This window comes from Campylobacter sp. BCW_4319 (genome assembly GCF_001764435.1).
Taxonomy (GTDB): domain Bacteria; phylum Campylobacterota; class Campylobacteria; order Campylobacterales; family Campylobacteraceae; genus Campylobacter_D; species Campylobacter_D jejuni.
Genome location: NZ_MKAQ01000018.1, coordinates 108349 through 128218, shown reverse-complemented (window position 1 = coordinate 128218; position 19870 = coordinate 108349). Strand labels below are relative to the sequence as shown.

General features: G+C 30.3%; 21 protein-coding genes and 1 pseudogene. 17 read left to right on the top strand and 5 right to left on the bottom strand.

Annotated elements, in window-relative coordinates; genetic code table 11:
* Genes AJN56_RS08255 through AJN56_RS08240 form a run of 4 tightly spaced genes read left to right on the top strand, consistent with a single transcriptional unit; the run spans position 1 to position 3974 of the window.
* A complete protein-coding gene (locus tag AJN56_RS08255) occupies positions 1 to 1059 on the top strand; it encodes a quinone-dependent dihydroorotate dehydrogenase (RefSeq protein ID WP_002872967.1) in 1059 nt (352 codons plus the stop codon).
* The gene (locus AJN56_RS08250) at positions 1056 to 2306 is read left to right on the top strand and encodes a M16 family metallopeptidase (RefSeq protein WP_070246411.1); all 1251 of its coding nucleotides are present in this window, start codon (positions 1056 to 1058) and stop codon (positions 2304 to 2306) included. Before AJN56_RS08255 ends, AJN56_RS08250 begins: the two co-directional genes overlap by 4 nt.
* A complete protein-coding gene (gene dapA / locus AJN56_RS08245) occupies positions 2299 to 3195 on the top strand; it encodes a 4-hydroxy-tetrahydrodipicolinate synthase (protein WP_002852574.1) in 897 nt (298 codons plus the stop codon). Before AJN56_RS08250 ends, dapA begins: the two co-directional genes overlap by 8 nt.
* Positions 3195 to 3974 carry an enoyl-ACP reductase gene (locus tag AJN56_RS08240; RefSeq protein WP_002852476.1) on the top strand — a complete coding sequence of 260 codons (780 nt, stop codon included), beginning with the start codon at positions 3195 to 3197 and terminating at the stop codon, positions 3972 to 3974. The genes dapA and AJN56_RS08240 overlap by 1 nt, the downstream gene beginning before the upstream one ends.
* A gap of 40 nt (positions 3975 to 4014) precedes the next feature.
* On the opposite strand, the gene AJN56_RS08235 is transcribed toward AJN56_RS08240, so the two are convergent.
* Complete coding sequence (locus AJN56_RS08235; RefSeq protein ID WP_002867958.1) at positions 4015 to 4320, bottom strand: hypothetical protein; 306 nt, start codon at positions 4318 to 4320, stop codon at positions 4015 to 4017.
* 11 nt (positions 4321 to 4331) lie between these two features.
* Complete coding sequence (locus AJN56_RS08230) at positions 4332 to 4928, bottom strand: MBL fold metallo-hydrolase (RefSeq protein ID WP_002856956.1); 597 nt, start codon at positions 4926 to 4928, stop codon at positions 4332 to 4334.
* Positions 4929 to 5001: 73 nt separating this feature from the next.
* On the opposite strand from AJN56_RS08230, the gene AJN56_RS08225 reads away from it, so the two are divergent.
* From AJN56_RS08225 to AJN56_RS08195, 6 genes and pseudogenes are all read left to right on the top strand, one after another.
* Positions 5002 to 5742, top strand: a complete 741-nt coding sequence (locus AJN56_RS08225; protein ID WP_002857155.1) for an NAD+ synthase — start codon at positions 5002 to 5004, stop codon at positions 5740 to 5742.
* Between the two features lie 3 nt (positions 5743 to 5745).
* Positions 5746 to 6672, top strand: coding sequence for a tetraacyldisaccharide 4'-kinase (locus tag AJN56_RS08220; protein WP_011812737.1), 927 nt, complete (start codon positions 5746 to 5748; stop codon positions 6670 to 6672).
* Positions 6669 to 8081: a threonine synthase gene (thrC, locus tag AJN56_RS08215; RefSeq protein WP_002852451.1), complete on the top strand. Its 1413-nt coding sequence runs from the start codon at positions 6669 to 6671 to the stop codon at positions 8079 to 8081. The genes AJN56_RS08220 and thrC overlap by 4 nt, the downstream gene beginning before the upstream one ends.
* On the top strand, positions 8078 to 8797 hold the full coding sequence (gene kdsB / locus AJN56_RS08210) for a 3-deoxy-manno-octulosonate cytidylyltransferase (RefSeq protein WP_002856736.1): 720 nt from the start codon (positions 8078 to 8080) through the stop codon (positions 8795 to 8797). Before thrC ends, kdsB begins: the two co-directional genes overlap by 4 nt.
* A 90-nt stretch (positions 8798 to 8887) precedes the next feature.
* Positions 8888 to 10220: pseudogene (locus AJN56_RS09000) on the top strand (Cj0814 family flagellar-dependent secreted protein).
* Positions 10221 to 10313: 93 nt separating this feature from the next.
* On the top strand, positions 10314 to 11084 hold the full coding sequence (locus AJN56_RS08195; RefSeq protein WP_002868799.1) for a transporter substrate-binding domain-containing protein: 771 nt from the start codon (positions 10314 to 10316) through the stop codon (positions 11082 to 11084).
* Positions 11085 to 11099: 15 nt separating this feature from the next.
* Here AJN56_RS08195 and fliP read toward each other — a convergent pair whose 3' ends face one another.
* The gene (gene fliP, locus AJN56_RS08190; protein WP_002868800.1) at positions 11100 to 11834 is read right to left on the bottom strand and encodes a flagellar type III secretion system pore protein FliP; all 735 of its coding nucleotides are present in this window, start codon (positions 11832 to 11834) and stop codon (positions 11100 to 11102) included.
* Positions 11835 to 11976: 142 nt separating this feature from the next.
* Here fliP and glmU point away from each other — a divergent pair, with 142 nt between their 5' ends.
* Genes glmU through truA form a run of 7 tightly spaced genes read left to right on the top strand, consistent with a single transcriptional unit; the run spans position 11977 to position 18223 of the window.
* Positions 11977 to 13266: a bifunctional UDP-N-acetylglucosamine diphosphorylase/glucosamine-1-phosphate N-acetyltransferase GlmU gene (glmU, locus tag AJN56_RS08185; RefSeq protein WP_002868801.1), complete on the top strand. Its 1290-nt coding sequence runs from the start codon at positions 11977 to 11979 to the stop codon at positions 13264 to 13266.
* A complete protein-coding gene (gene coaBC, locus AJN56_RS08180) occupies positions 13263 to 14417 on the top strand; it encodes a bifunctional phosphopantothenoylcysteine decarboxylase/phosphopantothenate--cysteine ligase CoaBC (protein ID WP_002868802.1) in 1155 nt (384 codons plus the stop codon). The genes glmU and coaBC overlap by 4 nt, the downstream gene beginning before the upstream one ends.
* Positions 14414 to 15031, top strand: a complete 618-nt coding sequence (locus tag AJN56_RS08175) for a hypothetical protein (RefSeq protein ID WP_002856908.1) — start codon at positions 14414 to 14416, stop codon at positions 15029 to 15031. The genes coaBC and AJN56_RS08175 overlap by 4 nt, the downstream gene beginning before the upstream one ends.
* 3 nt (positions 15032 to 15034) lie before the next feature.
* Positions 15035 to 15703, top strand: coding sequence for a polyprenyl diphosphate synthase (gene uppS / locus AJN56_RS08170; protein WP_002852565.1), 669 nt, complete (start codon positions 15035 to 15037; stop codon positions 15701 to 15703).
* Positions 15700 to 16476, top strand: a complete 777-nt coding sequence (locus AJN56_RS08165; RefSeq protein ID WP_002868803.1) for an A24 family peptidase — start codon at positions 15700 to 15702, stop codon at positions 16474 to 16476. The genes uppS and AJN56_RS08165 overlap by 4 nt, the downstream gene beginning before the upstream one ends.
* Positions 16476 to 17501 (top strand): LptF/LptG family permease, encoded by a 1026-nt coding sequence (locus AJN56_RS08160; RefSeq protein WP_002856798.1) that lies wholly within the window; start codon positions 16476 to 16478, stop codon positions 17499 to 17501. Before AJN56_RS08165 ends, AJN56_RS08160 begins: the two co-directional genes overlap by 1 nt.
* On the top strand, positions 17498 to 18223 hold the full coding sequence (truA, locus tag AJN56_RS08155; protein WP_011812739.1) for a tRNA pseudouridine(38-40) synthase TruA: 726 nt from the start codon (positions 17498 to 17500) through the stop codon (positions 18221 to 18223). Before AJN56_RS08160 ends, truA begins: the two co-directional genes overlap by 4 nt.
* Here the strand turns inward: truA and ilvA are convergent.
* Both ilvA and AJN56_RS08145 read right to left on the bottom strand, forming a co-directional pair.
* Complete coding sequence (ilvA, locus tag AJN56_RS08150) at positions 18220 to 19431, bottom strand: threonine ammonia-lyase (RefSeq protein ID WP_002865608.1); 1212 nt, start codon at positions 19429 to 19431, stop codon at positions 18220 to 18222. The genes truA and ilvA overlap by 4 nt on opposite strands.
* A complete protein-coding gene (locus AJN56_RS08145) occupies positions 19431 to 19844 on the bottom strand; it encodes a CoA-binding protein (RefSeq protein ID WP_002868805.1) in 414 nt (137 codons plus the stop codon). Before AJN56_RS08145 ends, ilvA begins: the two co-directional genes overlap by 1 nt.
* Positions 19845 to 19870 lie beyond the last annotated feature (26 nt).

The window sequence follows — 19870 nt, the reverse complement described above, 5'->3', positions numbered from 1 at the left end:
ATGGCTTATGAAATGATAAAACCTTTACTTTTTAAGTTAAACCCTGAGCATGCACATGCTTTGGTTGAATATAGCTTAAGGGCTTTAAGTGCTAGTTTTCCAGGAGCTTTAAGTTTTTTAGCACACAAATATATAGTTGATGATGAGAGTTTAAGGCAAAATTTACTTGGACTTGATTTTAATAATCCTGTAGGTTTAGCAGGAGGCTTTGATAAAAATGCCACTATGATAAGACCTTTGAGTGCTTTAGGATTTGGTTTTTTAGAAGTGGGAACTTTTACTCCAAAACCTCAAGAAGGCAATGAAAAGCCACGCCTATTTAGACTTGTAAAACAAGAAAGTATACAAAATGCTATGGGTTTTAACAACGAAGGTGCTGAAAAGATTGCTTTAAGACTTGCAAAAACTTATCCTTTTGTTTTGCCTTTAGGGGTAAATATAGGGAAAAATAAAATCACTCCAAATGATAAAGCCTTGGAGGATTATTTTACTTTGTTTAGAGATTTTAAGGATTTGTGTGATTATTTTATCGTTAATATCTCATCTCCTAATACTAAAAATTTAAGAGAGTTGCAAAATGATGATTTTTTAAATACCTTGCTTGAAGAAGCCAAAAAAATCACTTCTAAGCCTATTTTGATAAAAATTGCTCCTGATATGAAAATAGATGATGCTTTAAATTTATGTGAAAATGCCATTAAAAAAGGTGCAGATGGGTTTATATTAGCCAATACTAGTGTTGATTATAGCTTGCTAGATAATAATCGTACTTTTGGTGGTATTAGCGGAAGGCTGATTACGGAAAAAAGTGGTATTTTTTTCAAAGAAGTAGCTAAAATTCTTTTTGGCAAAACCTTGCTTATTGCAAGTGGAGGGATTGATAGTGCTGATATTGCTTATGAGCGTATTAAAAATGGGGCTAATTTAGTGCAAGTTTATACAGCTTTGATTTTTAAAGGCCCTTCTTTGGTAAAAAATATCAATCAAAATCTTATAGAGCTTTTAAGAAAAGATGGTTTTTTACACATTAGCGAAGCTGTTGGGGTAAATTTAAAATGATTGCTTATGAAAAAATTCAATTAAAAAACAAGCTTGAAGTTTATGCTTTACCTGTAAATAAAAATAGCGATGTGATTAGCGTTGATATTTTTTATAAAGTGGGTTCAAGAAATGAGATCATGGGAAAAAGCGGCATAGCTCATATGCTAGAACATTTAAATTTTAAAAGTACTAAAAATTTAAAAGCTGGCGAATTTGATGAGATTGTTAAGGGTTTTGGTGGTGTGGATAATGCAAGCACAGGTTTTGACTATACTCATTATTATATTAAATGTGCGAAGAAAAATTTAGATAAAGCTTTGGAACTTTTTGCAGAACTTATGGCAAATTTAAATTTAAAAGATGAAGAATTTCAGCCTGAAAGAGCAGTGGTTTTAGAAGAGCGTAGATGGAGAACAGATAATAATCCTTTGGGATATCTTTATTTTAGACTTTTTAATCATGCATTTATGTATCATCCTTATCATTGGACTCCTATAGGTTTTTTTAAGGATATAGAAAATTGGAGCATTGAAGATATTAAAGAATTTCATAGTATTTATTATCAACCTAAAAATGCGATTTTACTTGTAAGTGGCGATATAGAAAGTAAAGAAGTTTTTGAGCTTTCAAAAAAACATTTTGAAAAGATTAAAAATACTAAGACTATGCCTAAAATTCACACAAAAGAGCCTAAGCAAGATGGAGCAAAAAGAATATATTTGCATAAAAACTTAGATACTGAACTATTAGCCCTTGCTTATAAAATTCCAAATTTCAAGCACAAAGATATACCTGCTTTAAATGCTTTATCCGAGCTTTTAGGAAGTGGGAAAAGTTCTTTAATGAGTGAAATTTTGATTGATAAATTAAATTTAATCAATGATTATTATGCTTATGTTAATGATTGTATAGATGAAAATTTATTTATTTTTATTTGTAATTGTAACCCCAATGTTAATGCAGAAAAAGTAGAAAAAGAGCTTTTAAAAATCATTGATAAGCTTAAAATGGGTAAAATTTCTCAAAAAGATTTGCAAAGAGTGAAAAATAATGTCAAAAGCGATTTTATTTTCTCACTTAACAATGCTAGTGCAGTGGCAAATATTTATGGTTCATATCTAGCAAGAGGAGATATCAATCCTTTGTTAAATTATGAGAAAGATATACAAAATTTGGAATTAAAAGATTTGATTTCTTGTGCTAAAAAATATTTTATTCAAGAAAATTCAACTACGGTAATTCTAAGAAAGGATTCAAATGGATAAAAATATTATTATTGGGGCAATGACGGCCCTTATTACACCGTTTAAAAATGGAAAAGTTGATGAGCAAAGTTATGCAAGATTGATTAAAAGGCAAATAGAAAATGGCATCGATGCAGTAGTTCCAGTAGGAACAACAGGAGAAAGTGCAACTTTAACCCATGAAGAACATAGAACTTGCATAGAAATAGCCGTTGAGACTTGTAAAGGAACTAAAGTTAAGGTTTTAGCAGGTGCGGGAAGTAATGCAACTCATGAGGCAGTGGGTTTGGCTAAATTTGCTAAAGAGCATGGTGCTGATGGGATTTTAAGTGTGGCACCGTATTATAATAAACCTACGCAACAAGGACTTTACGAGCATTATAAGGCTATTGCGCAAAGTGTAGATATTCCTGTGCTTTTATATAATGTTCCAGGAAGAACAGGTTGTGAAATTTCAACGGATACTATTATCAAGCTTTTTAGAGATTGTGAAAATATTTATGGAGTAAAAGAAGCGAGTGGAAATATCGATAAGTGTGTGGATTTGCTTGCACACGAACCTAGAATGATGCTTATTTCAGGGGAAGATGCGATCAATTATCCTATACTTTCAAATGGTGGAAAGGGAGTGATTTCAGTAACTTCAAATTTATTACCCGATATGATTAGCGCTTTAACTCATTTTGCTTTAGATGAAAATTATAAAGAAGCTAAAAAAATCAATGATGAGCTTTATAATATCAATAAAATTTTATTTTGCGAAAGTAATCCTATTCCTATTAAAACGGCTATGTATTTAGCTGGATTGATAGAAAGTTTGGAATTTAGACTTCCTCTTTGTTCTCCAAGTAAGGAAAATTTTGCTAAAATTGAAGAAGTGATGAAAAAATATAAGATCAAAGGATTTTAATGAATACAGAATTTCAAGGAAAAACTTTAGTGATTAGCGGTGGAACTCGCGGGATAGGCAAAGCTATAGTTTATGAATTTGCTAAAGTGGGTGCAAATATAGCTTTTACTTATAATTCTAATGCGCAAATTGCTGATGAAATGGTTCAAGATTTGGAGAAAAATTATAAAATCAAAGCTAGAGCTTATGAGTTTAATATCTTAGAACCTGAAACCTATAAAGAACTTTTTGAAAAAATTGATGTGGATTTTGATAGAGTGGATTATTTTATCTCAAATGCTATCATTTCAGGACGTGCGGTTGTAGGTGGCTATACTAAATTTATGAAGTTAAAACCAAAGGGAATTAATAACATTTTTACAGCCACAGTAAATGCTTTTGTTGTGGGCGCACAAGAAGCAGCTAAAAGGATGGAAAAAGTAGGGGGTGGAAGCATTATTTCTATCTCATCTACAGGAAATTTAGTGTATATAGAAAATTATTCAGGTCATGGTACAGCAAAAGCCGCTGTAGAAGCTATGGCAAGATATGCGGCTACTGAACTTGGAGAAAAAAATATCCGTGTAAATGTCGTAAGTGGTGGGCCTATTGAAACTGATGCTTTAAGAGCTTTTACAAATTATGAAGAAGTAAAACAGGCTACTATAAATTTAAGCCCTTTAAATCGCATGGGGCAGCCTGAAGATTTGGCTGGAGCATGTCTTTTTCTTTGTTCAAGTAAGGCAAGTTGGGTGACAGGACATACTTTCATCGTTGATGGTGGTACAACTTTTAAATAAAAATTAAGAAAAATCAATGGATTTTTCTTAAAAATATTTTTCAATCAAGTTTTAATTTCCACCCTAAAAAAACACTTAATAATGCAAGTAAAAAAATAAAATTTAAAGTCCAATTACCAAAACCTATAAAACCTATAGATAATACGCTGTAAAAAAATCCTCCTACAGCTGAATAAATACAAATCGTACTTAAAGATCCATTTTCTGCCATTTTTTTACATGGGCAGATTTTATAAAATTTTTTATCATTAAATTGATTTTTCTTTTTATTTCCCAAAAATAAACCAAAAAGGGCAAAAAGATTTAAAAAAATAAAAGCATATAATAAAATTTGATCTAATTCCATTTTAATATACCTTAAAAATATCTAAGCCAAGAGGGTAGATGGACTTGCTCTTCTTTTAAAGTAGTTTCTTGTCCATGTCCTGGCAAAAGTTTAAAATCTTCTTTGTAAGTCATAACTTTTTCTAAGCTTTGTTTCATTAAATTTGCATCTGAATAAGGAAAATCCCATCTTCCTATGCTTCTATAAAATAAAAAATCTCCACTAAACATGATATTTTTACCTACAATTTCTATCATAGTGCAACCTGGTGTATGTCCTGGTAAAAAGTGAAATTTAAAATCAACTCCGCAAATATTTAAAATATCTTCATTATCTACTAAAAAATCCGCATCGCTAGAATCATAGCCTTGATTGAAATCATCATGTAGCATAAAAGCATCATTTTTATGAATATAAATGGGGATGTTGTATTCTTTTTTAACCTTAGCATTATCCCAAATATGATCATAATGCCCGTGAGTATTTAAAATCGCCAAAGGTTTTTTTACATGTTTTTTGATAAATAAAAGTGCATCAGTTCCTGGATCAATGATAAATTCACCCTTTGGGGTAAATAAAATATAGCAATTAGTTTCATAAACTCCACAAGCTTGTTTGATAATTTGCATTTTTTACCTCTTTAATAAAAAATTTGCCTTAAATAAATATAATTATACATTAAATTTTTAAAAGGCAAGCTTTATGGATTGGCAAAAGATTACGGAAAAAATGTGTGATTTTATACAAGAAAAAGTGAAAAATTCTCAAAGTCAAGGTGTGGTTTTGGGGCTTAGTGGCGGGATTGATTCTGCTTTGGTAGCAACGCTTTGTAAAAGAGCTTTAAAAGAGAATGTTTTTGCTCTTTTAATGCCAACTCAAATTTCAAACAAAGCCAATCTTGAAGATGCTTTAAGGCTTTGTGCGGATTTAAATCTTGAATATAAAATCATAGAAATTCAAAGCATTTTAGATGCTTTTATAAAGCAAAGTGAAAATACCACTCTAGTATCTTTGGGAAATTTTGCAGCTCGTATTAGAATGAGTTTGCTTTATGATTATTCTGCTTTGAAAAATTCTTTAGTTATAGGCACTTCTAATAAAAGCGAATTACTTTTGGGTTATGGTACGATTTATGGAGATTTAGCTTGTGCTTTTAATCCTATAGGATCGCTTTATAAAAGTGAAATTTATGCCTTAGCAAAATACCTTAACTTGCATGAAAATTTTATCAAAAAAGCTCCAAGTGCGGATCTTTGGGAAAATCAAAGCGATGAGGCGGATTTGGGTTTTTCTTATGCAAAAATCGATGAAGGTCTAAAAGCCTTAGAAACTAATGATGAAAAACTTTTAAGAACGCTTGATCCTTCTTTGATTGCTATGCTAAAAAATCGCATGCAAAAAAATGCTTTTAAGGGAAAAATGCCTGAAATTTTGGAAATTTAAACAATGAGTGAAGAAAAAAATTATGAACTTTGGCTTGATAATTATTTTTTTAAGCCCAATTTTTGGCAAAAATGCCTTACTTTTGTACTTTTTCCCTTAAGTGTGCTTTATGCTTTTTTTGCGATTTTAAATACTTTTTTTCGTAAAAAAATAGTTTTTAAAAAACCTGTTATTAGTGTAGGTAATTTAAGTTTTGGAGGTAATGGAAAAACCCCGCTTTGCAAAGCTATAGCAAGGGAATTTGATGGCGTTTTTATAGTGCTTAGGGGCTATAAAAGAAAATCTAAAGGTTTGTTTGTTGTTAAAAATCAAAATGAAATTTTATGCACCTTAGCACAAAGTGGCGATGAAGCTATGGAGTATGCTTTTGAAGAAAATATCAAAGGCGTGATTGTGAGTGAAGATAGAGTAAAAGGTATTGAAAAAGCTTTTGAGTTGGGAGCTAAAATCGTTGTGCTTGATGATGCTTTTTCTAAATTTCATATTAAAAAATTTGATATTTTACTTGAAAGTAAAATCAAACCTTATTTTAATTTTACTTTGCCAAGTGGAGCTTATCGTTTGCCGAAAATTTATGAAAAAAGGGCTGATTTTATTGCATTAGAAGGCAGGGATTTTGTGCGTTATTCTTTTGTAAAAGAAAATCCAAAGGCTGTTTTGGTAACTGCTATTGCTAAACCTTTTAGATTGTATGAGCATTTTATCAAGGCAAGGGCTTGTTATTTTTTTAAAGATCATTATGAGTTTAAAAAAGAAGAATTAGAAAATTTGCTAAAAAAACATAATTGCGATACACTAATGCTTACTTTTAAGGATTTTGTTAAAGTTAAAGATTTTGGTTTTAAATGTCAAATTATAGAATTAAATATAGAATTAAAAGATTCATTAAGAGAAAAAATAAAAACTTATATCAAGGAGTTTGAACAGTGAAATTGGTCGAGAGTAGAAATGTAAATAATGTATCAAGTTTTAAGGAAGCTTTGATTAACCCAAACGCTCCAGAAGGAGGGCTTTACTCACCTTTAAATTTGCCTATTTTTGAAGGAGAAAAATATGCCAATTTGTCTTATAAAGATTTTGCTTTAAAGCTTATAGAAAGTTTTGGTTTTGGCGAAGAAGAGCTTTTTAAAAAGGCTTTGAAAAGTTACGAAAGCTTTGATGATAAAAATACACCTATTTCTTTGCAAAAAATCTCTGAAAAAACCTATATTAACGAGCTTTGGCATGGGCCTACAAGAGCTTTTAAAGATATGGCTTTACAGCCTTTTGGCGTGCTTTTAAGCGAATTTTCAAAGGATAAAAATATTTTAATTATCTGTGCTACAAGCGGCGATACAGGGCCTGCAACCCTAAAAAGTTTTGAAAATGCAAAAAATGTTAAAGTAGCTTGTATGTATCCAAAAGGTGGCACAAGTGGAGTTCAAGAGTTGCAAATGCGAGCTTTAGATAAGGATAACTTGAAAGTTTTTGCCATAGATGAGGATTTTGACGCAGCGCAACGCACTTTAAAAGAATTGCTTTTTTCAAAAGATTTTCAAAATGAAATTAAAGCTTTAAATTATGAGCTTTGCGCAGCTAATTCTGTAAATTTTGGGCGTATTTTATTTCAGATTATTTATCATTATTATGCGAGTTTAAAACTTTTTAATGAGTTTTTAGAAGAAGTACAAATCATCGTTCCAAGTGGAAATTTTGGCAATGCTTTAGGAGCTTTTTATGCTAAAAAAATGGGAGCTAAAATTTCAAAAATCAAAATCGCTTCAAACGCAAATAATATTTTGAGTGAATTTTTTAATCAAGGCGTTTATGATTTGCGTGAAAAAAGTCTTAAGAAGACTATTTCTCCAGCTATGGATATACTTATTTCATCTAATATCGAAAGACTTTTGTTTGCGAAATTTAAAGATAAAAGAACTAAAGAACTGATGAATTTGTTAAAAAATGAAAGATATTTTAAACTTGAAAAAGAAGAATTACAAAGTTTGCAAGAAGATTTTGAGGCGGATTTTTGCACCGATGAAGAATGTATGCAATTTATCAAACAAAGCAAGATTTTAATCGATCCGCATACCGCAACTTGTTTTAAAATGCTTGATCCTTTAAAACCTAGCATTATCACTTCTACAGCAGAATGGACAAAATTTACTCCAAGTATGATAAAAGCTTTATATGATAGGGATTCTAAGAATGAAAAAGAAGATTTAAAATTTATAGCTAAAGAGTTTAATGTCCAAGTTAAAGATGAAATTTTGGCTTTATTTGATTTGAAAAATAGCGATGAAAAGGTATTTGAAGCCAGAAATATAAAAAAAGAAATTTTAGATTGGATGCAAAAATGATTATTATTCCTGCAAGATTAAAATCAAGTCGTTTTCATGAGAAAATTTTATGTGATATAGGTGGAGTGCCTATGTTTGTGGCTACTGCAAGAAGAGTAAGTAGCGTGGATGAAGTTTGTATAGCTTTAGACGATGAAAAGGTTTTAAGTATCGCTAAAGAATATGGTCTAAATGCGGTTTTAACAAGCAAAGATCATGAAAGCGGTACGGATAGGATTAATGAAGCTTGTAAGAAACTAGCTTTAAAAGATGATGAGATTATTATCAATGTCCAAGCTGATGAGCCTTTTATAGAATGTGAAAATTTATTAAAATTTAAAGAATTTGCAAGTTCTTGCTTGGATAAAAAAGCTTTTATGGCGAGTTGTTATAAAAAAATCACTCAAGAAGAAGCTATGGATCCTAATCTGGTTAAAGTGCTTTGCGATAAAGAAGGGTATGCTTTGTATTTTTCAAGAGCTAAAATCCCTTATGAAAGAGAAAATTACGAGGAAAGTTTTAAAGGGCATTTAGGCATTTACGCTTATAGTGTAAAAGCATTAAGGGAGTTTTGTTCTTTATCAAGTTCTGCGCTTGAAAGAGCGGAAAAGTTAGAGCAATTAAGAGCTATAGAAAATGGTAAAAAAATCAAAATGCTTGAAATTTCAACAACAAGCATGGGGATTGATACTAAAGAAGACTATGAAAGGGCTTTAAAAATTTATTTAGAAAAATAACTCCACCCCAAAACGGAACAGATTTTGCTTGTATTAGTTATATAAATATATTTAGGTTGAAGGCAGAAAAATCTAAATTAAGGAATTAATATGGGTATCTTTAGTATCAATGATAACTCAAACTATGGTTCTATACTTTCACAAGCAAAAGCTAATAAAGAAAGTAAAGAAAATTCTAAAATAAGTTTTGCTAATGCTTTTTTAAAACAAAATGCTAGTAAATTAAATGAAATTCAAAATGCAAATTCACAAACTCTAGCAAGAAGTGAAGTATTAAATTCTACTAATACAACAAATACTAGCAATAACACTAATTTTAGTATAAGTAGTAAAACAAGTTCTCCTAATTATGATATATCTAGTGAATTTAAAAACTCTATTTATACTCTAAAATATAAACAAGCAGATATAAGTAATACTTCTACTAATACAGCCTATGGTTATAGTGTAGATAAAGATGGTTATATGGGAAGTGATTTTAACAAAGCTGCAGGATTGCCTGAAGATTTTAAGATACATAAATCTACTAGATGAGATTAAAAAAGCTGCCGAAAATGATCCTGTTGTTTCAAGTACAAAAGAATACTTAGGCGTAAGCGAGTATTATACTAATATCGATATGGCTGAAACCATAAAACAATATTATAATCAATTTAATCAAATTGTTAATCATACTTTTAATGATACCAATAAAACAAGTTTCACTGAAGCAGATATAAATTCTATGCCTAAGGGGTATGCTATAAATGGAATAAAATCGATGGATTTTAATGATCCAAGCAATAGAATGAATATCACTCACCTAAGAGATTTTTCAAATTCTTTAATTTCAAATGTTTATAAAACCCCTGAACAAGCAAAAGAAGCTGATGAAATTTGGCTTGATTCAGGATGTATGATCAAAGGATTATCATCTGAGACTTTAGGTTTATCCTTAGAAGAAATCAAAAATGTTTCTAAAGGTGAAGATTGGCAGTTTAATTCTGATATGTCAGTTTATCCACAAAATGAAGATGGAAGTTATTCTAAAGAAACTTTGTTTATGAGTTTTTTAAAATCTCAAGGTGGACAACCTGTTGAGAGTCCAAAAACCACACTTAATCCAAAAGTAGAAGCTTACAATAGGGCTATGGCTAAAGAGAGTTTTAGTGGTCCTGCAATTAACATTGATAGTATTATGACAGGTAAAAGTGACTTTAAAAGCTTTTTTAGATACTGGGCAGAGCGTGGCATAGCAGAAGGTGATTTATATATGTATGAAAATAACATTCCTAAAGAATCTGCTATGGGTAATTGGGCTTTAGATGCTGAGATTAAACAAGCCATTGCTAATGGCTGGAAAGCAAAACCTAGCACCATTAATTCCTACGCTGATTCTATAATGGATAGACTTAATAATCTTTTGGGACAAACTAGGGTTTAGAAGTTTTAATTTTTTAAGTTTGAAGCAAATTGCTAATAACAAAATAAGATAAAATTAGTATAATTTTTTTACAAAAAATTTTGAAAGGAAATTATGAAAAAAATTATTTTGATTTTTATCTCTTTTTTTGCTTTAAATTTGAGTGCAAAAGATTTGGTTGTAGGAATGGAGCTTGGATATCCGCCTTTTGAAATGAGCGATAAAACAGGCAAAGCAAGTGGAATTAGTGTGGATTTTTTAGAAGCTTTTGCAAAGAAAAACGGCTATAAACTTGTAGTAAAAAATATCGCTTGGGATGGTTTGATACCTGCTTTAAAAACAGCCAAGATAGATCTTATCATGTCTTCTATGACAATTACCGATGAGAGAAAGAAAGTGGTGGATTTTAGCATTCCTTATGCTAAGGCAAATTTGGCTATTTTAACTCCTTTGAACTCTGATATTACAAATATCAAAGATTTAGATAAAAAGGGCAAAGTTTTGGCTTTAAAGCGTGGCTCTACAGGACATTTATATGCGGTTAAAAATTTAAAAAATGCAACTATTAATTTATTTGATAAAGAAAATGCTGCTATTTTGGAGGTGATTCAAGGTAAGGCTGATGGATTTTTTTATGATCAACTTACGATTTATCGCACTTGGCAAAAACATCAAGATACAACTAGAGCCATTTTGGTGCCTTTTCAAGAAAATCCTGAGTTTTGGGGTATAGCAGTACAAAAAGGCAATGCAGAACTTAAAAAAGAGCTTGATGAATTTATTGCAGAAAGCAAAAAAGATGGGCTTTTTGATTCTTTAGGAGAAAAATATCTTAAAGATGTTAAAGATACTTTTAAAAAGAATAATTTAGAATTCTTTTTCTAAGAAGGATTTTCCTTCTTAGGTTACAAAGCTTTCCACAAGCCTTTGCACTAGCAAATTCCATCCATCCACTAATACAAAAATCAAGAGTTTAAAAGGTAAAGAGATCATAGTAGGAGGTAGCATCATCATACCCATAGCCATTAAAACTGAGCTTACAACCATATCTATGACTAAAAAGGGTAGGTAGATTAAAAACCCTATTTCAAAAGCGGTTTTAAGCTCTGAAATCATAAAAGCAGGAACTAAAACCGTAAGAGGAACATCATCTATGGTTTTGGGATTGGGTAGATTGCGTATGCGATAAAAAAGGGCTAAATCTTTTTCGCGAGTATTTTTAAGCATAAAATCTTTAAAAGGCTTTGCTCCTTTTATAAAAGCTTCTTCATAGCCTATTTTTTCTGATAAATAAGGTTTTATACCTTCATTATAGGATTTTGTAGCTACAGGTTCCATGATAAAAAAAGTTAAAATTAAAGCCAAGGTTACTAAAATGGTATTAGGTGGCATACTTTGCGTCCCCATAGCTTGTCGTAAAAATGAAAATACTACAATAAGACGCAAGAAAGAAGTCATAACAAAAACTATACTTGGAGCGAGCGCAAGTATGGTTAAAACAATCACTATATTTAAAGTAGTAACAAGCTGATTAGGTGTATTGGGTGCACTTAAGCTTAAATTTACTGTAGGGATAGTTGCTTCAGCAGCAAATAAGCTCATGCTTAAAAGTAAAAATAATAATATTTTTTTCAAAATTTAAAAACCTTTTTTTGTTTTTTATTAAAGAAATTTAAATTTTATCTTTTGATGACTAAAAACTAGTTTAAGGGTATTAGGATTTTAACTTTAAACTGCTAAAATAGTCTTTTAGACTTCTTAATAACAAAGGTAAAAAATGAAAACTTCTATTTTGATTTTAGCGGCAGGATTAGGCACTAGAATAAAATCACAAAAGCCAAAGGTTTTGCAAGAGCTTTGTCAAAAAAGTATGATTTTACACATTTTAAAAAAGGCTTTTGCTTTAAGTGATGATGTAAGTGTAGTTTTATCGCATCAAAAAGAACGCGTTGAAAAAGAAATTTTAGAATATTTTCCAAAAACACAAATTTTAGAGCAAGATTTGCAAAATTATCCAGGAACTGCGGGAGCTTTAAGTGGGTTTGAGCCTAAAAATGAAAGAGTGTTGATTCTTTGTGGTGATATGCCTTTGGTTGAGCAAACAAGTTTGGAAGCTTTGTTGAGTAATAATGCAAAATTAAATCTAGCAGTTTTTAAAGCAAGAGATCCTAAAAGTTATGGTAGGGTGGTGATAAAAAACGATAGCGTTGAAAAAATTGTTGAATTTAAAGATGCAAATACGCAAGAAAAAGAGATAAATACTTGCAATGCTGGGGTTTATGTGATTGACTCGAGGCTTTTAAAAGAGCTTTTACCTTTGATTGATAACAATAATGCGGCAAAAGAGTATTATTTAACCGACATTGTAAAACTAGCAAAAGAAAAAGATGTGATGATTAAAGCAGTTTTTGTAGATGAAGATGAATTTATGGGGATTAATGATAAATTTGAACTCAGTATAGCTGAAAATTTCATGCAAGAAAAAATTAAAAAATACTGGATGCAACAGGGTGTGATTTTTCATTTACCGCAAAGCACTTTTATAGGTGCAGATGTTGAATTTGTAGGTGAATGTGAAGTATATGAAAATGTAAGGATAGAGGGCAAAAGTAAGATTATAAACTCTATCATTAAAAGTTCAAGCGTGATAGAAAATTCCATTGTAGAAAATAGCGATGTGGGGCCTTTGGCACATTTGCGTCCAAATTGTGAGTTAAAAAACACTCATATAGGAAATTTTGTAGAATGCAAAAATGCAAAGTTAAATACCGTAAAAGCAGGGCATTTGAGCTATTTGGGAGATTGTGAGATAGATAGTGGAACCAATATAGGCTGTGGGACTATTACATGTAATTATGATGGGGTAAAAAAGCATAAAACCATCATAGGAAAAAATGTTTTTGTAGGTTCTGATACGCAATTTATCGCACCTGTAAAAATCGAAGATGAAGTAATCATAGCAGCAGGAAGCACAGTAAGTGTCAATGTAGAAAAAGGTGCTTTGTTTATCAATAGAGCAGAGCATAAAATGATAAAAGATTATTATTACAAGAAATTTCAAAAATGAAAACCATACTTTTAGCCATTAGCGGTAGCATAGCTTTTTATAAATCTTACGAGCTTATTTCTTTGTTTAAAAAAGAAGACTTTAGGGTGAAAGTTTTGCTTTCTAATGGTTTGTTAAAATTTGCTAGCAAAATGAGTTTTGAAGCCTTGGTTGATGAAGTTTTATGCGAGGAAAATGAAAGTTGGCAAAATTCAAACAATCACATAGCTTTTAGTAAGGATGTAGATCTTGTTTTATTTGCTCCTGCAAGTGTTAATTCTATCAATAAACTTGCTTTTGGTATAGCGGATAATCTTTTTATCCAAACCTTAATCGCAGCAAATAAACCTCTTATCATAGCTCCTGCGGCAAATACAAATATGTTTCATCATTTTAGCACACAAAATTCTTTAAAGATACTTAAAGAAAATAAAGCTTTGATTATAGAGCCTATTTGTAAAGTTTTAGCTTGTAAAGATGAAGGCGTAGGAGCCTTAGCTGAAGTTAAGGATATTTTTAATATCACCAAAAGAGAACTTTTAAAAGAAAAGTTTTGGTGCGATAAAAGCGTAGTTATCACAGGTGGCAGCACAAGGGAAAGAATCGATGATGTGCGTTGTGTGAGTAATTTTTCAAGTGGAAAAATGGCAAAGGCCATAGCTGATGCTTTTTATTTTTTAGGAGCTAGGGTAAAACTTTTAAGCTCTGTGGAATTTGATACGCCTTATGAGCTTTGCAAATTTGAAAGTTCTAAGGATCTAAAGGAGCTTTTGGATAAAAATTTAAATCATGATTTTTTGATTATGACGGCTGCAGTGAGTGATTTTATCCCTCAAAGTGTAAAAGGAAAAATTAAAAAAAATGAACATTTGCAGGGTTTAAATTTACATCTATCTTTAAATGAAGATTTGCTTAAAACTTGTAAATTTCAAGGCAAAAAGATAGGTTTTAAGATGGAATTTGATTCTCAAAATGCCTTAGAAAATGCGAAAAAATCTCTAAAAGATAAACAACTTGATATGGTTTGTCTTAATATCATTGATCAAAAAAATTATTTTGGAAGTGATCAAAATGAACTTTATTTTATCACTTTAAACAATGAAAATAAAAGCACTTTGCAAAGCAAAGAAAAATTGGCATTTGAATTAGTAAAATGGTGTGAAAAATTATGAGTATGATTAATTCTACCTTGCCTATACAAATGAAAGTTTTGGCTAAATCAGGCTATGGACATTATACGCTTTTGTTAAATCACAAAAAGATTCAAACTAAAAGCATGATAGAGCTTGAAATTGGCGCTGAATATTTAGCTGAACTTTATATGCAAAATGGTGGAGTTATACAATTTAAACATCTTTCAAAGCGTCCTAATTTTAAACCTTTTGAAGAGGGATTGGCTTTGATAATCGCTATTTTACAGGATAAAATTTCTTATAAAAAATTCATCATACAAAATCTTTTAGATTGTAAAGATATAGAGCGTTATCAGATATTAAAAGAAATGCTTTTTGCAAGTTTTGAAAATATTTATCATATTCCTTTTATTTTTGAAAATAAATCTTGCTTGTTTCAAATGCGTAAAAGAGCAAAATATTTAGAAATTTACTTATATTTTAGTGTTTTTGGAGCTTTGAAAATTTTAATAGACTCGCAAGGCATTAGTGTTTTTACACCTTTTGCTAAGGTGCAAAAATTTTTAAATGAACATTTAGATTTTAATGTATCGCAAGAAAACAAGATTGAACCTTTGTTTGTTTTTAAAAGGCTTTTTGATTTTAAAGGATGAAAAATGAATGAATTAAAACACCTTGCTGTTGTTATGGATGGCAATAGGCGCTGGGCTAGGGCTAAGGGTTTTTTGGCAAAACTTGGATATTCTCAAGGAGTCAAAACTATGCAAAAATTGATGGAAGTTTGCATGGAGGAAAATATTTCAAATTTAAGCCTTTTTGCTTTTAGTACGGAAAATTGGAAGCGCCCTAAAGATGAAATTGATTTTATTTTTGAACTTTTAGATCGTTGTTTAGATGAAGCTTTAGAAAAATTTGAAAAAAATAATGTGCGTTTAAGAGCTATAGGTGATTTATCGCGTTTGGAAGATAAAGTAAGAGAAAAAATTACCTTAGTTGAAGAAAAAACAAAGCATTGTGACGCACTTTGTGTTAATTTGGCTATAAGTTATGGTGCAAGAGATGAAATTATAAGAGCTGCTAAGCGTGTGATTGAAAAAAAACTTGAGCTAAATGAAGAAAATTTAACGCAAAATTTAGATTTACCTTTAGATGTGGATTTGATGCTTCGCGTTGGAAATGCCAAAAGACTTTCAAATTTCTTACTTTGGCAGTGTTCATATGCTGAAATTTATTTTAGTGAAACTTTATTTCCATCTCTTACCAAGAGAGAATTTAAAAGGATTATTAAAGAATTTAGAAATAGAGAAAGAACTTTTGGAAAATGATATTTTTCATAATAATTCTAGGGGCTTGTTTGGGTTCTTTTTGCACAAGTTTGGCAAGTAGGATAATTGAAAAAAAGCCATTTTTTATCTCGCGCTCTTTTTGTTTTTCTTGCGATACAAAATTAAAATACTATGAAATTATTCCTATTTTTTCTTATATTTTTTTAAAGGCAAAATGTCAAACTTGCAAATGTCATTTGCCTATTTCTTTGTTAATCAATGAAATTTTAGGCATAATTTTGCTTATTTTGGCTTATTCTTTAAGTCAAAATTTTTATGATTTTTTATTTTTATCTCTATTTTTATTTAATCTTTTCTTGCTTTCTTTAATTGATATTAAACTCAAAGCCGTACCACAAATTTTACTTTGGAGCGCTTTTTTATTTGCTTTTTTTTACGCCTTTAGGGAAAGTGAAATTTTACATTTTTTGATTTTTAAAGAGTTTAGCGGAGGTTTTTTGCTAAATGCTTTTAGTTTTGGAGGATTTGTTTTTTTATTAAAAAGTTTGGTTTTTTTTCTAATGAATTTCCGAAAAAAAGATGAAATTTTAGAAAATTTGGGTGATGCTGATATTATCATTATGTCTTGTATAGGTGGAATTTTAGGTTTTGAGTATGGATTTTTAGTATTACTTATAGCTTCTATTTTAACTTTGCCTTTTTTTATTTTTTTTAAAATTAAAGCAATAAAAGAGCAAGAACTTGCTATGATACCCTTTTTAAATATCGCTTTTGTGGCAGTTTTATTTTATAAAAACTTAGGATTATTCTAATGAAGCTTAGTTTAAGATATGTTTTAAATCAATTTTTAAGTACGAATTTGTCTATATTTTTCGTACTTTTTGCTATTGTATCTATGGTGTTTTTTATTCAACTTGCAAAACTTACTTCAAGCATAGAGATTAGTTTTTTGGATCTTTTAAAGCTTTATGGGTTTATGTTGCCTAGAATTTTAATTTTTACCTTGCCTATATCTTTTTTTATTTCTTTAACTTTGGCTTTGTTTAGGCTTTCTAAGGAAAATGAAAGCATAGTACTTTTTACTTTGGGATTTTCACCAATGATTTTGGCAAAATTTTTCCTTAAAATTGCAAGCTTGATTAGTGCTTTTATGCTTGTTGTGGCTTTGGTAATGATACCTATAGTATTTGAACTTCAGGATAACTTTGTAAACTATAAAAGCACTCAAGTGAAATTTAACTACAAAACAGGAGAATTTGGACAAAAATTTTTAGACTGGATGATTTTTATAGAAAAACAAGATAGTGATAAGTATGAAAACATAATTATGTATCGCCCTAAACATAAAGCAGATGATAAAGAACAACTTATCATAGCCAAAGAAGCGCATGTGCAAAGAAAAGATGATAGCTTTGCTTTTAGCTTGAATCAAGGCAAAATGTATAATTTTGAGCAAGGTCAAAGTATTTTTAGTGGAGAATTTGACACTTTAGTAGTAAACACTCAGTTTAATACAGACAATCTTCAAACAAAGAAATTTTATGAATACTGGAATGATTTAAACGAAAATCCACAAAGAGCAAGAGAATTTGTGATTTATACAACCATAGCCTTGTTTCCACTTGCTAGTACGCTTTTTGCGCTTTGTTTTGGTTTGGTTACTTATCGTTATGAAAAAGGCTATGTGTATTTAGGTATGTTTGGAGTGATTGCTATATATTTTGGACTTTTAAGTTCTTTTTCTCAACCTCCAATTTTGGCTTGCCTTGGAATTTTTTCTTTAAGTTTATTTGTTTCGGCTTATTGTTTTAAGAAAATGATTTTGAGTCGTTATTGATGAAAATAAAAATTATATTTTCTTATGATGGCTCTGCTTTTTTAGGTTCTGCTAGTCAGCCTCATAAAAAAGGTGTTCAAGATGCTTTAAGTGGGGCCTTATCGCATTTGGGTATTGTTTCACCTCTTTTGATGGCTTCTCGTACAGATAAAGGAGTACATGCAAGCTATGCTGTAGCTAGTGTGGGGTGTGGAGATCATTTTGTAAATTTAGAATATCTTCAAAAACAGCTTAATAAATTTTCCCATCCTTTTATCCATATCAAAAAAATTGAAAAAGTAAAAGATGATTTTGAAGTAAGATTTGATGTAAAAAGTAGAGAATACCGCTATATATTTTCTCACTCTTCTTATAGTCCTTTTATGGCTTCTTATGTACATTTTTATCCTAAATTTGACTTAGATAAGGCTAACGAGCTTTTGGGTTTTTTTGTAGGAAAAAAGGATTTAAAGTTTTTTTGCAAAAGTGGAGGAGATAATAAAACGACTTTAAGAGAAATTTTTATTGCTAGAGCTTATGCTTATAAAGATTTTAGCATTTTTCATTTTAAAGCTAATGGTTTTTTAAGAGGGCAAATTAGATTAAGCGTAGCAAGTGTTTTAAAGGTTTTAGAAGGAAAAATGAGTGAAAAAGAACTCAAAGAACAGATTGAGGCCAAAAAGCAATACAATCACTTTTTAGCACCGCCAAATGGGCTTTATTTAAGCCGTATATGTTATTAAAAACTTTCATAGAAATTAAAGGCCTTTTGGGTTAAAATTTTTCTTATTTCTTCTTGATGTTCTTTACCTTTGGTTTCTAGGGTAATTGAAATCATCGCATCGCCATAATCAAGCTTGGTAGAAAATCTATCATAGTCGATTTTTACTATATTGGCATTGGCTATTTTTAAGCTATCTGTAAGGTGTAATAATGCCCCAGGTTTATCTACTAAAGTAACATGAATTTGCATTTTTCTGTAAGATTTAAATAAACCTTTTTCTATGATGATATTTAGCATTTGTGCATCGATATTGCCTCCGCTTAAAACTACGCCAATTTTTTTATGATTTTGTGTATTTATTTTTTGATGAAGTAGGGTGGCTACACTCGCAGCTCCTGCGCCTTCAACTATGATTTTATGTTTTTCAAGTAAAAACAATACCGCATTAGCGATTTCTTCATCATCAACTTGGATAAAATCATCTACGCATTCTAAAATAATATTAAAATTAATAGGATTTGCATCACGCACAGCAATACCATCGGCTATAGTGCGTACGCTTTTTGCATTTTTGATTTTTTTAGCATGAAAACTTTCATACATTGCAGGAGCTCCTTTGGCTCCAACTCCGATGATTTTAATGTTTGGATTGATTTGTTTAGCTGCACTTGCGATACCACTTATAAGTCCTCCACCTCCAACAGGTGCGATAATCATATCAAGATCGCTTATTTCATCAAGCATTTCAAGCATCAAAGTTCCTTGTCCTGCCATTACAAATTCATCTTCAAAAGGATGGATAAAGCTAAGATTATTTTCTTTAGCATAAGAGGTTGCAAAGGCATAAGCTTCATCAAAATTGTCCCCTTTGAGTATCACCTCTGCTCCTAAGGCTTTTGTAGCAGAAACTTTTAAGAGCGGAGTGGATTCTGGCATTACAATAACTGCTTTAATGCCAAATTTTTTTGCACTAATGGCCACGCCTTGAGCATGGTTTCCCGCACTTGCGGCAATGACTCCATGTTGTTTTTGTTCAGTACTAAGATTGGCTATTTTATTATAAGCTCCACGAATTTTATAAGCACCTGTAATTTGTAAATTTTCATTTTTAAGATAAATTTCACTTTGACAAATATCACTTAAAAAAGAAGAGTATATGAAAGGAGTTTTGTTTACAAATCCTGAAATTTGTTGTTTTGCTTTGTAAATTTTATTAAGCTCTAACACTATTTTTCCTTTGTTTTAAAATACGGATATTCTAGCATAATGCAACGATTTTGTATAAAATTTATATCTAATTTTTTACATTCTTTTTTGGCTGTTTCATTGCTAATACCAAGTTGAAGCCATAGGTTTTTAATATTTTTTTCAACAAGCTTAGGAAGAATTTCTAGTGCCACTTTGCCTTTTCTAAAAAGTATAAGTGTATCGATTTTTTCTTCTATTTGATCTAAATTTCTATAAACTTTTTCATTTAAAATAAACTCTTCTTTAGGATAAATAGGAAAAATTTTATAATTTTTTCTTTGTAAAAATTCTGCTACCCTATAAGAAGCTTTTGTCTTATCTGGACTTAAAGCAAATATGGCAATATTTTTACTTGTATTTATAATATAAGAGATAGTTTCTTTTTCGTTCATTGTTAACCTTTATTTTGGTATTTTAT

What these genes read in the sequence shown, in the direction of transcription:
- AJN56_RS08250 (WP_070246411.1), top strand. Translation starts at nt 1,056, where the DNA reads ATGATTGCTTATGAAAAAATTCAATTAAAAAACAAGCTTGAAGTTTAT.
- AJN56_RS08230 (WP_002856956.1), bottom strand. Translation starts at nt 4,928, where the DNA reads ATGCAAATTATCAAACAAGCTTGTGGAGTTTATGAAACTAATTGCTAT.
- dapA (WP_002852574.1), top strand. Translation starts at nt 2,299, where the DNA reads ATGGATAAAAATATTATTATTGGGGCAATGACGGCCCTTATTACACCG.
- AJN56_RS08235 (WP_002867958.1), bottom strand. Translation starts at nt 4,320, where the DNA reads ATGGAATTAGATCAAATTTTATTATATGCTTTTATTTTTTTAAATCTT.
- AJN56_RS08225 (WP_002857155.1), top strand. Translation starts at nt 5,002, where the DNA reads ATGGATTGGCAAAAGATTACGGAAAAAATGTGTGATTTTATACAAGAA.
- AJN56_RS08160 (WP_002856798.1), top strand. Translation starts at nt 16,476, where the DNA reads ATGAAGCTTAGTTTAAGATATGTTTTAAATCAATTTTTAAGTACGAAT.
- AJN56_RS08255 (WP_002872967.1), top strand. Translation starts at nt 1, where the DNA reads ATGGCTTATGAAATGATAAAACCTTTACTTTTTAAGTTAAACCCTGAG.
- glmU (WP_002868801.1), top strand. Translation starts at nt 11,977, where the DNA reads ATGAAAACTTCTATTTTGATTTTAGCGGCAGGATTAGGCACTAGAATA.
- AJN56_RS08240 (WP_002852476.1), top strand. Translation starts at nt 3,195, where the DNA reads ATGAATACAGAATTTCAAGGAAAAACTTTAGTGATTAGCGGTGGAACT.
- kdsB (WP_002856736.1), top strand. Translation starts at nt 8,078, where the DNA reads ATGATTATTATTCCTGCAAGATTAAAATCAAGTCGTTTTCATGAGAAA.
- AJN56_RS08165 (WP_002868803.1), top strand. Translation starts at nt 15,700, where the DNA reads ATGATATTTTTCATAATAATTCTAGGGGCTTGTTTGGGTTCTTTTTGC.
- uppS (WP_002852565.1), top strand. Translation starts at nt 15,035, where the DNA reads ATGAATGAATTAAAACACCTTGCTGTTGTTATGGATGGCAATAGGCGC.
- coaBC (WP_002868802.1), top strand. Translation starts at nt 13,263, where the DNA reads ATGAAAACCATACTTTTAGCCATTAGCGGTAGCATAGCTTTTTATAAA.
- AJN56_RS08220 (WP_011812737.1), top strand. Translation starts at nt 5,746, where the DNA reads ATGAGTGAAGAAAAAAATTATGAACTTTGGCTTGATAATTATTTTTTT.
- AJN56_RS08145 (WP_002868805.1), bottom strand. Translation starts at nt 19,844, where the DNA reads ATGAACGAAAAAGAAACTATCTCTTATATTATAAATACAAGTAAAAAT.
- AJN56_RS08175 (WP_002856908.1), top strand. Translation starts at nt 14,414, where the DNA reads ATGAGTATGATTAATTCTACCTTGCCTATACAAATGAAAGTTTTGGCT.
- AJN56_RS08195 (WP_002868799.1), top strand. Translation starts at nt 10,314, where the DNA reads ATGAAAAAAATTATTTTGATTTTTATCTCTTTTTTTGCTTTAAATTTG.